At 53.2% G+C, this 17,399-nt stretch carries 14 protein-coding genes; 5 read left to right on the top strand and 9 right to left on the bottom strand.

What is annotated here, in order from left to right; genetic code table 11:
- Positions 1–44: 44 nt before the first annotated feature.
- On the bottom strand, positions 45–932 hold the full coding sequence (locus tag AACU55_RS20980; RefSeq protein ID WP_013574926.1) for a fumarylacetoacetate hydrolase family protein: 888 nt from the start codon (positions 930–932) through the stop codon (positions 45–47).
- A 35-nt stretch (positions 933–967) separates the two neighbouring features.
- On the bottom strand, positions 968–2,332 hold the full coding sequence (locus AACU55_RS20975; RefSeq protein WP_134706051.1) for a 2-hydroxycarboxylate transporter family protein: 1,365 nt from the start codon (positions 2,330–2,332) through the stop codon (positions 968–970).
- Positions 2,333–2,703: 371 nt separating this feature from the next.
- On the opposite strand from AACU55_RS20975, the gene AACU55_RS20970 reads away from it, so the two are divergent.
- Positions 2,704–4,371, top strand: coding sequence for an ATP-binding protein (locus AACU55_RS20970; protein WP_134706050.1), 1,668 nt, complete (start codon positions 2,704–2,706; stop codon positions 4,369–4,371).
- On the top strand, positions 4,361–5,047 hold the full coding sequence (locus tag AACU55_RS20965) for a response regulator (protein WP_015689638.1): 687 nt from the start codon (positions 4,361–4,363) through the stop codon (positions 5,045–5,047). The genes AACU55_RS20970 and AACU55_RS20965 overlap by 11 nt, the downstream gene beginning before the upstream one ends.
- Positions 5,048–5,057: 10 nt before the next feature.
- On the opposite strand, the gene AACU55_RS20960 is transcribed toward AACU55_RS20965, so the two are convergent.
- A complete protein-coding gene (locus tag AACU55_RS20960; RefSeq protein WP_037035940.1) occupies positions 5,058–6,488 on the bottom strand; it encodes an EmmdR/YeeO family multidrug/toxin efflux MATE transporter in 1,431 nt (476 codons plus the stop codon).
- A gap of 232 nt (positions 6,489–6,720) precedes the next feature.
- Complete coding sequence (locus AACU55_RS20955; protein ID WP_037035937.1) at positions 6,721–8,169, bottom strand: AMP nucleosidase; 1,449 nt, start codon at positions 8,167–8,169, stop codon at positions 6,721–6,723.
- Between the two features lie 127 nt (positions 8,170–8,296).
- Between AACU55_RS20955 and AACU55_RS20950 the strand changes: the two genes are divergently transcribed.
- Positions 8,297–8,938, top strand: a complete 642-nt coding sequence (locus AACU55_RS20950) for a glutathione S-transferase family protein (RefSeq protein ID WP_134706049.1) — start codon at positions 8,297–8,299, stop codon at positions 8,936–8,938.
- A 66-nt stretch (positions 8,939–9,004) separates the two neighbouring features.
- On the opposite strand, the gene shiA is transcribed toward AACU55_RS20950, so the two are convergent.
- The 5 genes from shiA to AACU55_RS20925 all read right to left on the bottom strand — a co-directional run bounded on the left by shiA (position 9,005) and on the right by AACU55_RS20925 (position 14,403).
- Complete coding sequence (shiA, locus tag AACU55_RS20945) at positions 9,005–10,324, bottom strand: shikimate transporter (protein ID WP_013574933.1); 1,320 nt, start codon at positions 10,322–10,324, stop codon at positions 9,005–9,007.
- 204 nt (positions 10,325–10,528) lie between these two features.
- Complete coding sequence (locus tag AACU55_RS20940) at positions 10,529–11,227, bottom strand: RluA family pseudouridine synthase (protein ID WP_037035933.1); 699 nt, start codon at positions 11,225–11,227, stop codon at positions 10,529–10,531.
- A gap of 150 nt (positions 11,228–11,377) precedes the next feature.
- Positions 11,378–12,286, bottom strand: coding sequence for a LysR family transcriptional regulator (locus AACU55_RS20935; protein ID WP_134706048.1), 909 nt, complete (start codon positions 12,284–12,286; stop codon positions 11,378–11,380).
- A 133-nt stretch (positions 12,287–12,419) separates the two neighbouring features.
- Positions 12,420–13,193, bottom strand: coding sequence for an SDR family oxidoreductase (locus tag AACU55_RS20930; RefSeq protein ID WP_013574936.1), 774 nt, complete (start codon positions 13,191–13,193; stop codon positions 12,420–12,422).
- Between the two features lie 202 nt (positions 13,194–13,395).
- A complete protein-coding gene (locus AACU55_RS20925; protein ID WP_037035931.1) occupies positions 13,396–14,403 on the bottom strand; it encodes a LacI family DNA-binding transcriptional regulator in 1,008 nt (335 codons plus the stop codon).
- 244 nt (positions 14,404–14,647) lie between these two features.
- On the opposite strand from AACU55_RS20925, the gene AACU55_RS20920 reads away from it, so the two are divergent.
- Positions 14,648–15,889, top strand: coding sequence for an MFS transporter (locus AACU55_RS20920; protein WP_015689639.1), 1,242 nt, complete (start codon positions 14,648–14,650; stop codon positions 15,887–15,889).
- A gap of 18 nt (positions 15,890–15,907) precedes the next feature.
- Positions 15,908–17,341 carry a glycoside hydrolase family 32 protein gene (locus AACU55_RS20915; RefSeq protein ID WP_134706047.1) on the top strand — a complete coding sequence of 478 codons (1,434 nt, stop codon included), beginning with the start codon at positions 15,908–15,910 and terminating at the stop codon, positions 17,339–17,341.
- Positions 17,342–17,399 lie beyond the last annotated feature (58 nt).

Here is a 17,399-nt window from a genome sequence, read left to right as displayed (position 1 = left end):
AACGCCGGGCTGAATGCCCGGCCAGTTCGGTCAGTGTTAACCGGTTAGTGGGCTGCCTGGGCATGACTCACCTGACGGCTGGCGGCAACCTTCGTGTCTGCTGCGACAATCATATTGCTGAGATGACCAATCTTTTCGATTTCTACTTCGATACGGTCGCCGGGTTTCATAAACAGCGGCGGTACGCGCTTTTTACCCACGCCGCCCGGTGAGCCGGTAATGATCACGTCACCGGCACTCAGCGAGGTAAAGGTGCTGATGTACTCAATCAGTTCGGCGACTTTGTGGATCATGCTGCGGGTGTTGTCGTCCTGCACCATGTGGCCGTTCAGCCAGGTGCGGATCGCCAGGGTGTGCGGGTCGGGGATCTCATCGGCGGTGGTCATCCACGGTCCGAACGCACCGGTTTGCGGCCAGTTTTTACCGGCGGTAAACCAGGTGTGCTGCCAGTCACGGGCGGAGCCGTCCATATAACAGCTATATCCTGCGACATGAGTAAGTGCATCTTCGCGGGAAATATTTTCCCCCGCAGAACCGATAATCACCGCCAGTTCACCTTCGTAATCAAACTCGACAGAAAGGCTCGGTTTGATAACGGGAGAGGCATGGCCGGTTTGGGAATCGGCGAAGCGGACGAACAGCGTCGGGGCCGGATTATGCTGATCAAACTCTTTACGCTTTTCGGCGTAATTCATGCCGACACAGAGAATTTTTTCCGGATTCTGGATCACCGGCAGAAAAGTCAGGTCGTCGAAATCCACATCAGCGGGCAGGGCAGCCAGCGCCTGGGCCTGTGCCAGTGCATTGCCCGCCAGCAGGGCTTTGAGGTCGGGATAACGTTGCCCGAGATGGCGGCCGAGGTCGATCATGCCGCGCTCTGTCGCGATGCCGTAGGACTTGCGTCCCTGATAGAGATAACTTGCCAGTTTCATAAAAATGTCCTGAATTAAAAAGGGTTAGCCCGGCGTCAGACAAGGAAGTTGCCAAGCACCAGCAGGGAGACTGAAACATTGATGGCGCCGCCAATGCGCGTGGCAATCTGGGCAAACGGCATCAGTTGCATGCGGTTACCCGCTGTCAGAATGGCGACGTCACCGGTACCGCCCTGACCGCTCTGGCAGCACGAAACAATGGCCACATCAATCGGGTGCATGCCAATTTTCTTGCCGACGAAGAAGCCGGTGGCGACCAGCGCCGCAACGGTGCTGACAATGACCAGGAGATTAGAAATGGTGAATGCGGCGACCAGTTCATTCCACGGGGTGATGGCCACGCCGACGGCGAACAAAATCGGGTAGGTGACGGAAGTCTGGAAGAATTTGTACACCACCTGAGAACCTTCGAGGAGGCGGGGTGAAACGCCGTGCGCCAGTTTCAGGCCAACGGCCGCAAACAGCATGCCGACCGGTGCAGGCAGACCAATCAGTTTGTGTAACAACATGCCCACCATATACAGCAGAACGGCCAGCAGGGCGCCTGCCGCGATGGTGGTAACATCCGTTTTACCACCGGTGCCGCTCAGCTTGCTGCTGTCAGCGGTGGCATTTTTGGAAGACGGCATCAGCTGGCCTTCGCCGGTCAGATGCGGATAGCGTTTACCTAACTGATTGAGTGAGCCGGAAATGACAATAGCGGTCAGGCTGCCCAGCATCACGATAGGCAGAATGCGACCCAGCGCCACGCCCTGATCCATATGCAGGATGGCTGCATAACCGATGGAAAGCGGGATCGCTCCTTCACCGACGCCACCGGCCATAATCGGCAGGATCAGGAAGAAGAAAATCTGGAAAGGTTCCATGCCCAGCGACAGACCAACGCCCATCCCGACCAGCATGCCGACCACTTCGCCACACAGCATCGGGAAGAAAATACGCATGAAACCCTGGATCAGCACTTTGCGATCCATGCTCATGATGCTGCCCACGATGATGCAACAAATGTAGAGATACAGAATGTTGGTGCTTTTATAGAACTTGGTGGTGGATTCCACCACGACATCCGGCAGCAGGCCGTAATAGACCAGTGCGGAAGGAATGAACGTGGCGCAAATCGCTGCCGCGCCCATCTTGCCGATGAAAGGAAGACGTTTGCCGAATTCGCCGCAGGCGAATCCAAAGAATGCCAGCGTGGCGACCATGACCACGATGTCGCTCGGCAGTTTGCCGTCGAGACAATCTATTGCGATAAGCAACCCCGCCATGGCAAACAGCGGCAACGGAATAATGCCGATTTTCCAGGTGTCGAGAATGTGCCACCATTTTTCTTTTAATGAGAGCTGTTTTGCGGAAGAAACTCCCGCGGGAACAGAATAAGTGTCGTCGGTTGTACTCATGATGAATCCCCTGTGTCAATTTGTGCAGGGAGTGTAAGAGAAATAATAACCGGTAATATGTGAAGTGCCGCAAATTAGGCAGAGTGTTTTAAAGGAGCGAAAGGTTTTTATGGTTTTAATTAATTTAAAAACGCGTGATGCGTTTATTTTCTCGTGGTTTTTATGGTGTTATTTGTAATTATAATATTACTGTTAATTTATCGTGAAATAGCTGTTGTGAATTATGTGTTGTGCCGTCAGAGGCTTGCGGTGCCTGAAGGTGTTCTGCGGCATGCCTCGCAACTTTGATCCTTCATTCTGACGGAAATACCGGGGAATGATAATCTTCACATACTGTTTGTTAATATCACGGTCTGGCGATAGGTTCTCCGATGCGGTTCCGTCCTTCTTTTCAGATAAAGCTTTTTGTTTATCTTGTTATGTTATTTATGGCACTTTTTTCGCTGACAGGTGTTTATTACTATCACGATATAGAACGTCAGTTATATGAAGATATGGGTATTCGTGCAAAAGTTCAGGCAGAGGAAATTGCACTTATTCCCTCATTAATTACCGCAGTTGAAAATAAGGATATTTCAGCAATTAACAGTTTAATGAGGAATATTTCTGCTCACAGCGATGCCAGTTATATGGTGATCGGCGATGGTAAAGCGATACATCTGTTTCATTCGATTTATGCTGACCGCGTCGGAAAAACGCTGGTCGGAGGGGACAACGAAGAAGTGCTGGCGGGTAAAAGCACCACCACCATCCGGCTGGGTGGGATCGGGCTGTCGCTGCGCAGTAAAGCACCGATCGTGAACGCGCAAGGCAAGGTGATGGGTATCGTTTCTGTCGGCTATCTCACCAGCCACATCAACAGTCTGACCGTTGAAAAAGCCATCCGCATTTTACTGGCGGCCGCCACCTTGCTGCTGGCGTTGTTTACCTTTTCATGGTTTTTTTCACGTTCGATTAAACGACAGATGTTTGCGCTGGAGCCCCGGGAAATCGGCTTGCTGGTGCGTCAGCAAAAGGCGCTGATGGAGTCGATTTACGAAGGGGTGATCGCCATTGATGCGCACTCCCGCGTGGCGGTCATCAACCAGGCGGCCAAAAAGCTGCTCAACCTTGACGTGCCGTCCCGTGAACTGCGTGGTCAGCCGCTCAGGCAGGTGATTGCGCCGGTCAGTTTCTTTGACCCGCAGGTCATGCTGAAAAAAGACATTCACGATGAAATCTGCCTGTTCAATAACCTGACCGTGATTGCCAGTCGGGTGCGGATCATGCTGGAAGACCAGCTTCAGGGCTGGGTGATCACTTTTCGCGATTGCAGCGATATCGACCGGCTCAGCATCCAGCTAAGTCAGGTGCAGCGTTATGCCGATAACCTGCGGGTGATGCGGCATGAACAGCTCAACTGGACGGCAACGCTCGCTGGCCTGCTGCATATGGGACGCTACGACGAGGCGATTCGTTATATCGAGGCCCAGTCTGAAAGTGCGCAGGAATTGCTGGATTTCGTTTCAGAGCGGTTCTGCTCGCCAAGGTTGTGCGGTTTATTACTCGGAAAATATGCCCGTGCAAGGGAAAAAGGCGTTGAGCTCACATTCGATCCTGCCTGTGAATTAACGTATCTGCCTGCTGCGCTCAGTGAAACTGAACTGATGTCGATCATCGGCAACCTGCTGGATAACGCCATCGAAGCCACGTTACTGCGCGGCAGTGATGCCGGGCCGGTTGAAGTGTATGTCGTTTCCGGCACGGATGAGCTGGTGATTGAAGTCGCTGACCACGGCATCGGGATTGCGCAGGAGCGGCGCGAACAGATTTTTTCGCTGGGGGTGACATCCAAAACGCAAGGCGATCACGGGCTGGGACTGCATCTGGTTGCCAGCTATGTCAGCCATGCGGGCGGAACCATTGAAGTGTCCGATAATCCGCCGAGCGGCGCTGTTTTCTCGGTCTTTATTCCGGTGTGCTGCCCTGAAGAAAAGGGTGGCTTTATGCCGGTAATCCCCGACCAGAAGAACTGGAAGAGAGCAAATGATGCAAGCTGAAATGATTGACGTAATGATTGTTGAAGATGAAAACCAGCTGGCACAACTGTATGCCGAACTGATTGATAATCACCGCTGGTTGCGACTGGTGGGTGTCGCATCCACGCTGCATGAAGCGAAAGTGCTTATCGAAGAAAAGCGGCCGCAACTGCTGTTGCTGGATAACTATTTGCCTGACGGTCAGGGGATTTCACTGATTGAGGATGACCTGCTGAAGAGAACACCCTGTTCGGTGATTTTTATCACCGCCGCCAGCGACATGAATACCTGCAGTCAGGCGATCCGCTGTGGTGCTTTTGATTACATCCTCAAACCGGTGTCGTGGAACAGGCTGCAACAATCGCTGGATCGCTTTATCCAGTTCAGCCAGACACAGCGGACCTGGAAAGTGGTGGATCAGCAAAACGTAGACAGCCTTTATCAGCTCCAGGCGAAGGATTTTACGCCGAAAGCGGGTAATAAAGGCATCGAGGAAAACACGCTGAATCTGGTGGAAGGCATCTTTATGCAGGATGCCGGACGCTGCTATTCAGTGGATGAAGTCGTCAGCGAAACGGGGTTGAGTAAAACCACTGCCCGCCGCTATCTCGAACACTGTGTGCAGAAAGGCGATTTGAAAGTCGACATGCTCTACGGGAAAATCGGCCATCCCCGCCGGATGTACCGGCGGGCATAACCGCAGTAAGTCATGCTGTCCTTTTGGCCTTCGGGTATTTCCACAACCAGCGGCCGCTGGCCATACGCCAGTAGAAAAACAGGCCGCGCACGATCCAGTCGAGGAACATTCCCAGCCAGATGCCGACTACGCCGAAGCCCAGGACGATCCCGAGGAAATAGCCCACCACAATACGGCAGCCCCACATCCCGAGCATAGAAACGTACATGGTAAAGCGGGCATCACGCGCTCCTTTCAGGCCCGCAGGCAATACCCACGAGGCAGCCCAGAAAGGCATAAAGGCGGCGTTCAGCCAGATAAGGATTTTTACGACGTCGATAACATCCTGTTCGTTGGTGTAAAACCGTGCCAGCAAACCGGCAAATGGCACTGAAAGGAAGGCCAGAACACACAGCCCGAAGGTGGAAAGCCAGAAAATATGGCGCAACTGGCGCTCAGATTGGGCAATTTGCCCTTTGCCCAGACGTGTTCCCACGATAATGGTCGAGGCAGAACCCAGCGCGTTGCCCGGCAGGTTGATCAGCGCCGCAATCGAGAAGGCGATAAAGTTACCGGCAATCACATTGGTGCCCATGCCTGCGACAAAAACCTGCGTCAGTAATTTACCGCCGTTAAACAATACCGATTCGATACTGGCCGGAATACCGATGCCTAAGACTTCGCGCAGAATGTTGGTATTGAGCGGCAGAAAATAGCTTTTCAGCGAGATTTTCAGGGACGGATTGAAACCAATCATCAGCACGAAAATAACGGCTACCGCGCCGATATAACGTGAAATGGTCAGCCCCAGTCCGGCACCGATAAAGCCCAGACCGTGCCAGCCGAAACAACCATAGATCAGCACACTGCTGATCACCAGATTGAGGATGTTCATCCCGCCGTTAAGTAACATCGGGATTTTGGTGTTACCCGCACCACGCAAAGCACCGGAACCGATCAGGGCAATGGCTGCCGCCGGATAGCTCCAGCTGCTCATTTGCAGGTAAGACAGCGCGAGTTCTTTTACCTCCGGCTCGGCATTGCCGGCGATCATGTCGACAATTACATGTCCGGAAAATTGCAGAAGTATCGCCAGCAGTACGGCAAAAACGGTCATGATCGCCAGTGACTGACGTGCTGCCGCACGGGCGCGCTCGTGGTCGAGTTTACCGAGGCTGAACGCCACGACGACGGTGGTACCAAGATCGACAGCGGCGAAGAATGAAATCACCACCATATTGAAACTGTCAGCCAGGCCCACGCCCGCCATTGCTTCCTTGCCCAGCCAGCTGACCAGAAAAGTACTCAGTACGCCCATCAGCAGTACGCAGGCATTTTCGAAGAAAATAGGGACAGCGAGGGGCGTTATTTCGCGCCAGAACAACGTACGGTAAGAACGCCGTTTCGGATACCAGGGCGTGCGCTCGATGGCTTTGCGCAAAGAGACGATGACGTTTTGCAAGAGAATTCCAGTGTGGAAGAAAGTAGAACAGCGTTTTAATTTATGATGGTAAAAGACTCTGCATTATGCAAAGTCTTTTTTAGGAAATCCTTAATTCCCCGCCATATTTCGTGCCGCAGATGGGGGGCTGCGGTTAATAACCCGAATCACTGACTTAATGTCAGCTCACCGGGATTATCAAACTTGCCGCCTGCCTGCAACACGAACTCTTGAAGGGGAATCAGAGTGGTTATCAGCGGAAAGGGGGTTCGTTAAAGGTACGCAATTTGCGTGAATGCAGATGATCGCCCTCAGCGCGCAACAGATCGATGGCACAGATACCAATTTGCAGATGTTCTGAGATGGCGCCTTCGTAGAATTTGTTCGCCTGACCCGGCAATTTGATTTCACCGTGCAACGGCTTATCCGATACGCACAGCAGCGTGCCGTAAGGCACCCGGAAGCGGTATCCCTGCGCGGCGATGGTCGCACTTTCCATATCGACGGCGACGGCGCGGCTGAGATTAAAACGCAGCGCCGAGGCGGAATAACGCAATTCCCAGTTACGGTCATCGGTGGTCACCACCGTGCCGGTACGCAGGCGTTGCTTGACCAGCTCACCCGGCATGCCGCTCATCATTTTGGTCGCGTCATACAAGGCACGTTGCACTTCAGCAATGCTTGGGATCGGGATATCCGGCGGCAGTACGGCATCCAGTACATGGTCGTCACGTAAATAAGCGTGCGCCAGAACGTAATCACCGATCGACTGTGTTTCACGTAATCCGCCGCAGTGACCAATCATCAGCCAGACATGGGGACGCAGCACCGCCAGATGGTCACAAATGGTTTTGGCATTGGCAGGGCCGACGCCGATGTTCACCAGTGTAATCCCCGCACCGTCGCGGGCAATCAGATGATAGGCGGGCATCTGGTGTTTTTTCCAGGCCAGATCAGACACCGCCTGCTCAGGGTTTTGTGTTTCTGCCGTGATAAATACACTGCCCGCGCAGGCCAGTGCTTCATACGGGCTTTCCGGATCGGCAATTTGCGCACACGCCCAGCTGACAAACTCATCGACGTATCGGGTGTAGTTGGTGAATAGCACATACGGCTGAAAATGTTCGGTGAGCGTGCCGGTGTAATGGCGCAGACGTGCCAGCGAGAAATCAGCGCGCAGCGCATTGAAATGCGACAGCGGGAAAGTGTCACCGGGATAATGCAGGCCGTCTGCGGTTTCATCGCCTATCTGCGACAGTTCTGTGGTCGGGAAATGCTTTGCCAGCCCGGCGCTCATCGACCGGTCAAGCGTCAGATCCGAGCCGTCAATCACATACGAATAAGGGATTTCCTGCTGTGACGGCACCACTTCAATCACCGCATCATATTCCTCTTCCAGCAGGGAAAGCTGTTCCAGCAGATAATCACGGAACAGCTCAGGATGCGTGATGGTGTTGGCATAACGGCCCGGATGCGAAAAACGGCCATACGCGCGGGTCGGGTTTTTGGCTGGCGTCACGCCATCCCAGCTGACCCGCAGTTCCGGATAAACAAACAGCCCGGCAGCACGCGCTGTGATATCAGGCAACGTACCCTGAACGATGAAATCTTTAATCGCATCCCGCAGGGCGGCCACAGAGTCGTTGTACATCTTTTCGAGCTTCTCAATCGCCTGTGATGGGGTGAGGGACTTGTTATCCATACGCTTTTCCTTTGGGCTTCGTTTATCGTCATTCATTCTAAATATGGCTTGTCTGCACGGTGTCGCCAATGTTTTATTAGGGTACAAGAGCCGGATGGTGCTTTTATGAACGAACAGGGGGAAGTGAATGATTCGGGTATGGGGCAGAAAAACGTCGTCAAATGTGCAGGCGCTGATGTGGTGTATCGGGGAATTAGGGCTGGAGTATGAGCGGTTTGACATCGGCCATAAATACGGGGGGAATGACACCCCGGAATTTCTGGCGATGAACCCCAATGGCACGGTTCCCGTGATCCGCGATGGTAAAGGCCAGCCGCTGTGGGAAACCGGCGCCATCCTGCGTTATCTGGCAGGAAAATACGGTGCTGATGAATTCTGGCCACAGGATCCTGAACGGCGAGCCGAAACCGATAAATGGACGGAATGGGCAAAAATCAGCGTAGCGATGAATTTCACTGCGCCGGTGTTCTGGATGGTGGTGAGAACGGCGGCTAAAGATCAGGATCATCAGGCATTAGAAAAATCATTGCAGAATCTGAACAAGAAGCTGGCGATTGCGGAAGCGCAGATTGCCCGGCATGGCTACCTTGCCGGAAGCGCATTCACACTGGCCGATATTCAGTTTGGGCACAGTTTGTATCGCTATTTCGATATTGCCATTGAACGGCCATCCTTCCCGGCTATTGAACAATATTATGAAAAACTCACACAGCGTCCGGCATTTGCGGAACATGTGATGATCTCTTACGAGGAGCTGCGGGTGGTATAAATCTGTTTCAGGTGCAAAAAAGCCCGCTTAATATTTTTAAGCGGGCTTTTCTACATGGCCGGCGGTTCAGCGCGGCGCAGGTGTCTTCATAAACATCGCCGTCAGGGCAGAAAGCAAACAGCCAGCCATCAGATAAATGGCGACGGAATGCCATTCACCGCCGGAGAAATTCAGCAATGCGGCGGCAATAAACGGTGTAAATCCGCCGCCCACGACGCTGGCGACCTGATAACCGACACCCGCACCGCTGTAGCGGTAACCTGCACCAAACATTTCCGTGAACATCGGTTGCTGGACGCAGACCACCATATCGTGAGCGATATTTGCCAGCAGCAGCGAGAAGATCACCACCCCGGCAATGGAGCGGGCTTCCAGCGCCATAAAGAACGGGAAGGCGCTCATCGCGCCGACGAGTGCGCCGGTAATGTAAATGCGGCGACGGCCAAAACGGTCTGCCAGCCAGGCGAATAACGGGATCGTCAGGCAACTGATACCGCCGACCAGCAGCCCGATATTCAGAAACAGCTCACGCGACATCCCCAGATTATGCGTCGAGTAGTTAAGGGCGAACGCCGTGACAATGTACATCGTCAGCAGTTCGCACAGGCGCAGGAGGATGATTTTCAAAAATGCGCCGGGATGGCGCAACAGCGCTTCAAATACCGGTAGCCGCTTTTTTGCTGCTTTGGGTAGCTTTTCCTGAGCACGTTCGAACTCGACCGACTCTTCCATGCCATTGCGCACCCACAGCGCGCCCAGCACCAGCACCACACTGAACAAAAATGGCAAACGCCAGCCCCAGCTGAGGAACTGCGCATCGGTGGTCAGGCTGCTGATCAGTGACACCAGTCCGGTCGCCAGCAACAGGCCGACGCCGTATCCCATCTGTATCCCGCTGCTGTAGAACGCCTTTTTACCGGAAGGCGCACTTTCCACCGCCAGCAGTGCCGCGCCACCCCATTCGCCGCCCACGGCAAATCCCTGAATGGCGCGCAGGGTGACCAGCAGAGCCGGGGCCCACCAGCCAATCGTCGCGAAAGAGGGAAGAATACCGATACACGCGGTGGCAATGCCCATGATCCAGACGGTCATCATCAGCATCCGCTTGCGACCCAGACGATCGCCGAAATGTCCGAAGACAATGCCGCCGAGCGGGCGGAAGAGAAAGCCGACGCCGAAAGTAGCAAATGCGGCGAGTGTGCCCATTGCCGGGTCGATTTGCGGAAAAAATTCGCTGTTAAACACTAATGCTGCGGTGATGCCGTAGAGCAAAAAATCAAACCAGTCTACGACTGCGCCGACGAAACTGCCCCAGGCAGCCCGGCGGGCACGGTGATATGAAGGTATCTCCTCATCGGGGTGGGGGGCGGTGAGCATGGAGTCCATAATTGTCCTGTCTGTTCGTCAGATTTCTAAAATTTTTCGTTATTAAAATCGGTTAAAGGCCGTTTACCTGGCTGGAACGCAGCAAAATAAAAACCGCTACTGAGACTACAGCGTCAAACGTCAGGTTAAAAACGCTTTTGCAAAGCGGGAGGGCAATTTAATGCAGGGAATGTGCCGGGCGGGGTGTTAAAAAGGATTTCGCTTTCAGAACGGGCTGGCATGGCGGGCTTCGATCCGTTCTCCGCTGACGGGATGAACAAAATGCAGTTCACTGGCGTGCAGCATCAGTCGCGGAGTCTGTTCCGTGCCCGGCAGCAGGCGTCCGCCATACAAATCACAGCCCAAAATCGGGTGGCCCAGATACTGACAGTGAATGCGAAGCTGATGAGTGCGCCCGGTTTGCGGAGTCAGCAGTACCCGCGTCAGTGGCAGTAATTCGCCGTTTTCCTGCTCACGATAAAAGCGCTCAACCACCCGGTAGCCGGAGCGGGCGGGCTTGCCGTGGACGGCGCAAATTGACATCAGGGGAAACAGTGCAGGGTCTTTGGCGATCGGCGCGTCTGTCACTCCCTCGTTATGTTGCAGATGCCCGCAAAGCAATGCGCTGTACACTTTGGTCACCGTGCGCTGGCTGAATTGATGGCAGAGGGCGGCATTGATAGCCTTATTACGCGCAATCACCATCAGCCCGGACGTGCCGAAATCCAGACGGTGAACCAGCGTACAGCCGGGAAATATCTTTACCAGCCGGTGATGTACGGAATCCAGATTTTGCGGGTTTTTCCCCGAGAGGCTGAGCAGTCCGGTGGGTTTATTGATAAGCGCCAGATGCTCGTCCTGATACAGCGTCTCGATCTGGCCATGGCACGGCGGGGCAATAAAAGTATCGATAATCGCAGACATCAGGATACCCGGATGAAGAGTGGGAGCGGATGATAACGAATTTTAAACCGGCTGGCGAATCGGTAAGGTTCGCCTGGGTGAGACAGGTCGCTGATGTTGTCGGTGCGGCTAATTTTAGTCTGCAATTCTCTGGTCAATAAACGAGATAATTCAATTATCCAGATGGGGTTGCATCAGTTTCTCAAACCATGCATGAAAAACAGCCAGTCTCCGGGATCGCTGGCGGCGATGCGGATAGATCAGTGATACCGGCATAGACGCTGCCCGGTAATCTGGCATGACCTCAATCAGTTCCCCTGAATCCAGAAGATGCTGAACATCGAAGCGGGGGATTTGGATCAGCCCAAGGCCTGCAAGGCAGCAGGCGATATAACTTTCTGCATTGTTAACCCCAACCTGGTTAGGGACGCTGACACTGTGTATATGTCCGTCCTTTGACTGATACTGCCAGGGTAACTCTTTACCCGTTCTTGATGAAATATAACCGATGGCCAGATGCTCCCCGACGAGATCGTCCGGCTGGGAGGGCAGGCCATGTTCGCTCAGATAAGCAGGGCTGGCGCAGTTGATCAGGGTTATGTGACCCAGGGAGCGTACGACTAAACTGCTGTCATGCAATACGCCCACACGGATAGCGCAATCCACGCCGTCCTGTACCAAATCGATAGCCCTGTCCGATGACCCCAGAACCAGCTGTAAATGGGGGTGGCACCGCAATAACTCTGGCAGGGCCGGGGCAATCAGGCGACGGGCAATGCGGCTGGGGACATCGATGGTCAGCTTCCCTGAAGCCTGGCGCTGGCTGAGCTGAAATGACTGGTCGATATCCTCTACTTCTGCCAGTAAAGGGCGCACCCGTTCGAGCAATTGCTCGCCGTCGGTAGTCAGCCGCACTGTGCGGGTGGTGCGGTGCAACAGCCTCACGCCCAGCTGCGATTCTAATTGCTGGATGGCGGCAGAAACGGAGGCTCGCGGTACAGAGAGTGCGCTGGCGGCCCGAACAAAGCTTCCCATTTCTGCGACCTGCGCGAATACGCGATATTGGTTGAACCTGTCCATCTTTAATATCTCGTTGTTATACCTGACAAAGGAAATTCGCTATTGCTCTTTGTCTGCGGCAGGGACGGGGATATTCCAGGGCCTTCAGCATATCACCCATCCTTTTTACAGTCCGATATTCAGATGTCATCGGTTATTTGGTGGTATAGCCGCCGTTGATCAGAATAGTCTGGCCGGTGATCCACCAGCCATCGCTCACCAGATGGCGAATGAAAGGCACCACGTCTTCAATATCGGTCAGGCCTGTTTTGCTGAAAGGAGAGAGTGCTGCTGCAGTTTTATGATATGCCACCGCATCAGCGCCTTCAGCAGGATAAAAGAAAGGGGTATCCATCGGACCCGGCCCTACCGCCGTGACCGAAATACCGCGCGCGCCAAACTCTTTGGACGCTGCCCGTGTGTAATGCTCCACCGGGGCTTTCGTGCCTGCATACGCGGCGTAAAACGGGGTAAAGGCACCCAGGAGTGAGGTGACTACCGTGCAGATTTTACCGTTGTCGTTGAGATTTTTACCGGCTTCTTTGAGGAAAAAGAAAGCCGTTTTCGAGTTAACGGATGTCATCTCGTCGTATTCAGTTTCGCTTATTTCCGCCATGGGTTTTTTGAGGACTTTGCCCACGGTGTTGATAGCGATATCCGGCTTGCCAACGGCGGCGATGGTGTCAGCAAAGAGTTTTTCGACGGCTGCAGCGGTCGTCAAATCTGCCTGCAATGCCACCGCCCTGGCTCCGGCGGCTTCGATGGCGGCCAGCGTTTCATCAGCATCTGCTTTTGAGGAGGCGCTGTTGTAATGAATGGCGATGGCTTTCGCCCCCTGAGCGGCTAAATCGCGGGCGATCAAACCGCCGAGATTTTTGGCACCGCCTGCGATGATCACAACTTTGCCTTTAACAGAATGGTCTGCCATGGTGTGCTCCTTAGGTATTTGTCAGAAAGTTGAGTCTAGACATTAATCCCGTGAAAATAAGCACTCCAACGCTGAATAGACAATCCAGAAAATCAGTCTAATTCACTACCCGATAAGGCTCCTGAACGCTTTCTGCGGACAATTCTCAGGCCTGTTATATTTTTCCATTCTTTTAAAAGCGGCTGATCATATTCATCTGCTTTTACTGTGGTTTTTTCACTGATTCACGAAGGAGTAACGGACTTTCAACGGCCACAGTATTCTTATGGCACTCACCGTTAATAATATGAAGCGCACTAAGGCGTCCTATCTCGTAATGGGGTAATTGCACGGTCGAGAGGGGGGGTAAGAATAGATCGCCAATACCCACCATATTATCGTAGCCAAGCACCGCAACATCATCAGGGATCCTTAAGCCCTGTGACAGCAGCGTCTGATAGACCATAAATGCGATACGATCGTTTCCACACACCACTGAATCGAATTGAGGTTTGCCCTGGTTGATATGGGCCAAAAGCATGTCGGGAATATCGTGATAATGCTCATCGCCATATTCCATGTAATGGTGGTCGAGCGTATCAGGATCTATACCGGCTTGCGTGCATGCCTGCTCCAGCCCTTTGCGGCGTCTGACAGTCGCAAGATGGTTGGCAGGCAAATGTAAGCAGAGCGGGCGACGATAGCCTGCAGATAAAAGTGCCCGCACCGCAACATACTGTCCATGTTCATCATCGGGGATATAACTCGCTACCTGCTGATGCAGGCTTTCACAGTTGGCCAGCACACAGGGAAGGTTTAACAACTTTCCGGGCAGCGGTACCTGCCGCAATCCCATGGTGGTATAGATAATGCCATCCGGGCGATGTGAGAGAAGCAGATCAACGATTTTTTCCGGGCTGTCATCGGAAAACATGTTAACCACAAAGCTGTTCCAGCCATGCGCACGTGCGGTTTCTTCGATGGAGAGTGTGATTTCCACTGAAAAGGGGGTGGTCACAGTATCAAGTGCCAGCACACCGATGGTTTTTGCAATCGCGTGAGCGCCACGTATTTTTTTTGCCGATAAATCGGGCACGTAATTAGTGGCGTCGATAGCGGACTGTACGCGAGCCAGGGTCTCCGGCTTCAGGCGTTCCGGGGAGTTTAATGCCCTGGAAACCGTCATCAGCGATACGTTTGCCAGTTTTGCCACATCTTTCAGGGATGCCATTCTTCTCGCTCCAAACTTGTCACTACGCGACAGGCTATAAAACTAACTTGCTGATGTAAAAGGATCATACGTGATTTTGGACTGCGTGTGTCGTTCGCTGTAAACCCGAAAAGTTGATCATGATCTCACACTGGTAATGTTAACGTTAACTTTTGTGATTAACATCTAGAATCGCCGTAAAACGGCATGCGTTTTATTTTATGTTAACGTTATCATTTGCGCTCCACCTCAGCATGAGATTGCCATGATGAAAACCCGTCATTCTCACAGTTATCTGATACTCAGCGCTTTATTGTTCTTTTTCTTTGTGACCTGGTCCTCTACAGGGTCGTTGCTCTCGATCTGGCTACATCAGGAAGTGGGTCTGAAAGCAGGGGACACCGGGATCATTTTTTCCGTGATGTCGCTTTCCACGCTGTTTGTGCAAATTTGTTATGGTTTTATTCAGGATAAACTCGGTCTGCGTAAGAACCTGCTCTGGTTTATCACGGCATTGTTGATCTTTTCCGGTCCGGCCTATCTGCTGTTTGGACATCTTCTGAAAATTAATGTCTTTCTGGGCAGTTTTTTTGGCGGGATCTATATCGGCCTGACCTTCAATGGCGGTATCGGTGTACTTGAATCCTACACCGAGCGTGTTGCCCGCCAGAGCCAGTTTGAATTCGGAAAAGCAAGAATGTGGGGATCGCTGGGTTGGGCTGTCGCCACGTTTTTCGCCGGGTTACTGTTTAATATCAACCCGAAACTGAACTTCGCGGTCGCCAGTTGTTCTGGTCTGATCTTCTTTATGCTTTTGATGCGGTTACGCGTCTCCTCGGCACCGCACGCGATGCAGGAAGCCGTGTCAGGCGGCAAAGTCACCCTTGAGGACGCATTACGCCTGCTGACCCTGCCGCGTTTCTGGGCTCTGGTATTCTTTGTGGTCGGCACCTGTATTTATGGCGTCTACGATCAGCAGTTCCCGGTCTATTTTTCCTCACAGTTCCCGACGCAACATGAAGGGAATGCCATGTACGGTTATCTTAATTCGTTTCAGGTGTTCCTGGAGGCCGCAGGCATGTTCTGTGCGCCGTGGCTGGTCAATCGTATCGGTGCCAAAAATGGTCTGATTTTCGCCGGAATGGTGATGGCGATGCGCATGGTCGCTTCCGGTTTAGTGGAAGGCCCGCTGCTTATCTCCATTACTAAGCTGCTGCATGCCGTTGAACTCCCGGTACTGTTAATCGCTATCTTCAAATACAACAGTCTTAACTTCGATAAACGACTCTCATCCACGCTCTATCTGGTGGGCTTTGCCTGTACGAGCTCAGTGATAGCCACCGTGTTGTCCCCTCTCGCCGGCTACAGCTACGAAAAATATGGATTTGCCCAGTCCTACCTGGTTATGGGGCTGATGGTGTTCTGTATCACCTTTATTTCTATTTTCTTGTTGCGCTCCGGTAAGCCTTCGAGGGATCCGCAGATACCGCAACTTTCTACTATCTGATTGAAAAGAGAGAAAACGATGACGTATACAATTGCTCATGCTGAACAGGAACTTCAGGCTAAGCACGGGAGGGTAAATCTGCGCTGGTACCCGCGCTATCACCTGGCCGCGAGGGCTGGCTGGATTAACGATCCGAATGGCCTGATCTGGTTTGAGGGTTGGTATCACGCCTTTTATCAGCATCATCCGTATTCCACCCAGTGGGGACCGATGCACTGGGGACATGCGCGGAGCAAAGATTTGCTTCACTGGGAACACTTGCCCGTTGCACTGGCCCCGGAAGGACCTGAAGACAAAGACGGCTGTTTTTCGGGTTCGGCGGTGGTGGATGGCGATACCCTGGCGCTGATTTACACCGGACATAAATTTCACGGCGACGCCGGTAATGACGAAAACCTTTATCAGGTGCAGTGCCTGGCAACCAGTGGCGATGGTATTCACTTTAAACGTGAGGGGATCATTATCGATACCCCGCCGGACTTGCATCATTTCCGCGACCCTAAGGTCTGGCGCGAAGGGGATAGCTGGTACATGGTCGTCGGTGCGCGCGTTGGCGATACCGGGCAAATACGGTTGTATCGTTCAGCCGACCTGCGTCAGTGGCAGGATGAAGGGATCCTGGATGAGGCAGAGGCCGGTATGGGCTTTATGTGGGAGTGCCCTGATTTCTTTACCCTTAATGGTAAACGCGTCCTGATGTTTTCTCCGCAGGGGATAGCCGCGCAGGGTTTTGAGAACCGTAATCTGTTCCAGAGCGGTTATCTGGTGGGGGACTGGCAGCCCGGCGAGCCGTTTGTCCGTGCTGGAGAATTTGTTGAAATGGATCACGGGCATGACTTCTATGCCCCGCAGAGTTTCCTGACGCCGGATGGCCGCCGCATCGTGATTGGCTGGCTGGCTATGTGGGAGTCGCCGATGCCGGAGCAACAGGACGGCTGGGCCGGGATGCTGTCTCTGCCGCGTGAGCTGAGTCTTGATGAGAACAATCGTCTGCAGATGCGTCCCGCGAAAGAGGTGGAAGCACTGCGTCAGGCCTGGTTCCCGTGGCCTGTCAGTACCTTGAAAAATCAGCAGATCCTGATGGCGGAAAAAGGGGAGTCGATGGAAGTTGCGCTTCACTGGGATGGCGCACGCAGTGATGCGGAGCAGTATGGACTTAGCCTGGGGGACGGTTTGCGTGTCTATGTTGATACCCAGATGCAGCGTCTGGTGCTGGAGCGCCGCTACCCGCAGTACGGATTATGTGGCACGCGCAGCGTACCGTTGGTGCCCGGCGCTCCTCTGGCTTTACGTGTGTTTATCGACAGCTCATCCGTCGAGGTATTTGTTAATGACGGCCAGGCCTGCCTCAGTAGCCGGATATATCCTGATGCCGGTCGCCGCGAATTAAATTTATTTGCCTGGCATGGAACGGCAACATTATCCGATGCCGGAGCCTGGCAGCTGGAATAAATTCTGTTCAGCGTCGCGAATAACCCGTCTTTGATGATGGGCGGGTTATTACTGCGTT

It is taken from the genome of Rahnella sp. CJA17(1/100) (assembly GCF_963881615.1).
GTDB lineage: Bacteria > Pseudomonadota > Gammaproteobacteria > Enterobacterales > Enterobacteriaceae > Rahnella > Rahnella aceris.
This window is presented reverse-complemented; position numbering and strand designations above follow the sequence as displayed.

Excerpts from the sequence above, each read along its gene's own strand:
- AACU55_RS20965 (WP_015689638.1), top strand. The coding sequence starts at position 4,361 with ATGCAAGCTGAAATGATTGACGTAATGATTGTTGAAGATGAAAACCAG.
- AACU55_RS20940 (WP_037035933.1), bottom strand. The coding sequence starts at position 11,227 with ATGTCTGCGATTATCGATACTTTTATTGCCCCGCCGTGCCATGGCCAG.
- AACU55_RS20925 (WP_037035931.1), bottom strand. The coding sequence starts at position 14,403 with ATGGCATCCCTGAAAGATGTGGCAAAACTGGCAAACGTATCGCTGATG.
- AACU55_RS20915 (WP_134706047.1), top strand. The coding sequence starts at position 15,908 with ATGACGTATACAATTGCTCATGCTGAACAGGAACTTCAGGCTAAGCAC.
- shiA (WP_013574933.1), bottom strand. The coding sequence starts at position 10,324 with ATGGACTCCATGCTCACCGCCCCCCACCCCGATGAGGAGATACCTTCA.
- AACU55_RS20935 (WP_134706048.1), bottom strand. The coding sequence starts at position 12,286 with ATGGACAGGTTCAACCAATATCGCGTATTCGCGCAGGTCGCAGAAATG.
- AACU55_RS20980 (WP_013574926.1), bottom strand. The coding sequence starts at position 932 with ATGAAACTGGCAAGTTATCTCTATCAGGGACGCAAGTCCTACGGCATC.
- AACU55_RS20955 (WP_037035937.1), bottom strand. The coding sequence starts at position 8,169 with ATGGATAACAAGTCCCTCACCCCATCACAGGCGATTGAGAAGCTCGAA.
- AACU55_RS20970 (WP_134706050.1), top strand. The coding sequence starts at position 2,704 with ATGCGGTTCCGTCCTTCTTTTCAGATAAAGCTTTTTGTTTATCTTGTT.
- AACU55_RS20950 (WP_134706049.1), top strand. The coding sequence starts at position 8,297 with ATGATTCGGGTATGGGGCAGAAAAACGTCGTCAAATGTGCAGGCGCTG.
- AACU55_RS20975 (WP_134706051.1), bottom strand. The coding sequence starts at position 2,332 with ATGAGTACAACCGACGACACTTATTCTGTTCCCGCGGGAGTTTCTTCC.
- AACU55_RS20930 (WP_013574936.1), bottom strand. The coding sequence starts at position 13,193 with ATGGCAGACCATTCTGTTAAAGGCAAAGTTGTGATCATCGCAGGCGGT.
- AACU55_RS20920 (WP_015689639.1), top strand. The coding sequence starts at position 14,648 with ATGATGAAAACCCGTCATTCTCACAGTTATCTGATACTCAGCGCTTTA.